A 1,694-nucleotide genomic window follows, 5' to 3' on the forward strand; every position below is an offset into this window, starting at 1 on the left:
TCCATTGCTTACTGTTATGGTACCACGGCTATGCGCACTAACAATCGCCCCTGTATTGCCATAACGATAGATAAAATCTTGGAACTTTTTGGTTGAATTGGTCAACCCCCAAGAGCCCCCTTCAAAAAACTTTTGATAAAATGCTACCCCTAATTCTACCAGCACATCGTCAGCTTGGGGAAAGTATGTAAAATAAAGGGGACCATTTTTATTAACAGCCAATTGGACAGCATTACCCGCAGCATCATCTGGTGAATTAAAAATGCCATTGTAGAACATATAAACAGCACCATTAGGGCCTTTTTGTAAATGCTTTTCTTCCTCTGGCTTTAAAAAATGATACAGAGTGATATATTTTCCATCACTGCCTTTTATAGGTTTTCCATTTTTATCTGTTGCATAGAGGACATTGCCATTTTCATCATGCGCAACCTCACCTACTGGGTGCTCTTTGACATTTGTGATTTTATAAATTTTATCAAGGTATCCCAATCCTTCATCCGATAAATCATTGATCATATCTACGCGATTATGCACTGCTCCCTCAAGCGGTGCGACATCTAGCTGTCCTACAGCCTGGTGGGCTGTAGCGGTGTTGCGGTTGAGTGCATCAATGATTTGTCCAGCATCTTGCCTCATCGCCCTCTGCCCAGTTGTATCAGTAAGGATGATAGTCCCATCGCTGATAGCAGATTTGGTTTCTCCTTCCGCTGCATCCTTAGCTTTTCCATGACTTAAAGCATTTTTAGCAATATTTTTTATGATGCCATATTTCCCCTGTTGCAAAGCACCGCCACCAGAAATGCTAAACCCATGGCTGCTGGCTTTAGCATGCGCACCGTTGCTGATATCACTGGTGCTAATGCTTCCTGTGGTCAAGCTGTTTTTATCTGCCGGCGCGGTGCTGGCAATGATGCCTCCGGTCAGCGTTGTTTTGTCTTTAACAATGATATTAAAGCCGCCATCACCCGCTTTGATGCCTGATTGCTCCACAACACTATGATAATCGCTGGAGGATTTATCCTTTTGGAAAGAGGCGCTCATGGAGCCCCCACCACCCGTTTGTCCAGCACCAAACCCAACAGAAACAGAGTTTTGCTTGCTGGAAGTTTGTCCCGTATCACTGCGGCTGGTAATGGCAAAATCACCCCCTACTTCCATTTCTACACGCTCTCCAGAAACCACGGCGCCTGCCANGCTGTTTTGTGTGCTTTGCGTGTTTTGTGCACTTTCAAAGATGATATCTTCACCTGCTTCCATAGTGATATTTCCGCTCTGTGCATCATTTTCCAGCACATAGATTGGATTGGTACCAGCGATAATATCAGCGCCAACACCATGAATGCTGCCTTTGTGGGCTTGCATGTTAACAGCGCGTCCGCCTTCTATGCTATCTGTCACCGCTGTGGAGGTCTGAACAGAGGCTTCTGTTTTCTCTGTTTTAAAGCCCACGGTTACACTGCCAGATGCACCTGCCAGATTGGCAAGAGCATCCTTGGTGGAGCCCCCCATCCCTCCTAATGAGCTACTCAGTCCTTTGGTTGTGTTCCCCTTTTCCCCCGTATTGCCAGTCAGCCAATTAACAAAGGTTTTGCCTTTACTATAAAGATGACTGATTTTCATGCCAGTCAGTATGCCATTAATAACTGTATTGTTACCATCCTTATTATTCATGTGATCTGCGGCATCTTTTA

Annotated in this window: 1 protein-coding gene; it reads right to left on the reverse strand. The window is 44.9% G+C overall.

Annotated features, from left to right (window positions below; all coding sequences use genetic code 11):
* Nucleotides 1-1,694 (reverse strand): hemagglutinin repeat-containing protein (locus ACFIME_RS05900; RefSeq protein WP_375684647.1); only part of this gene is annotated, 1,694 nt, incomplete at both ends.

The organism is Bartonella sp. AP1QHHD (genome assembly GCF_042196265.1).
Classification (GTDB): Bacteria; Pseudomonadota; Alphaproteobacteria; order Rhizobiales; family Rhizobiaceae; genus Bartonella.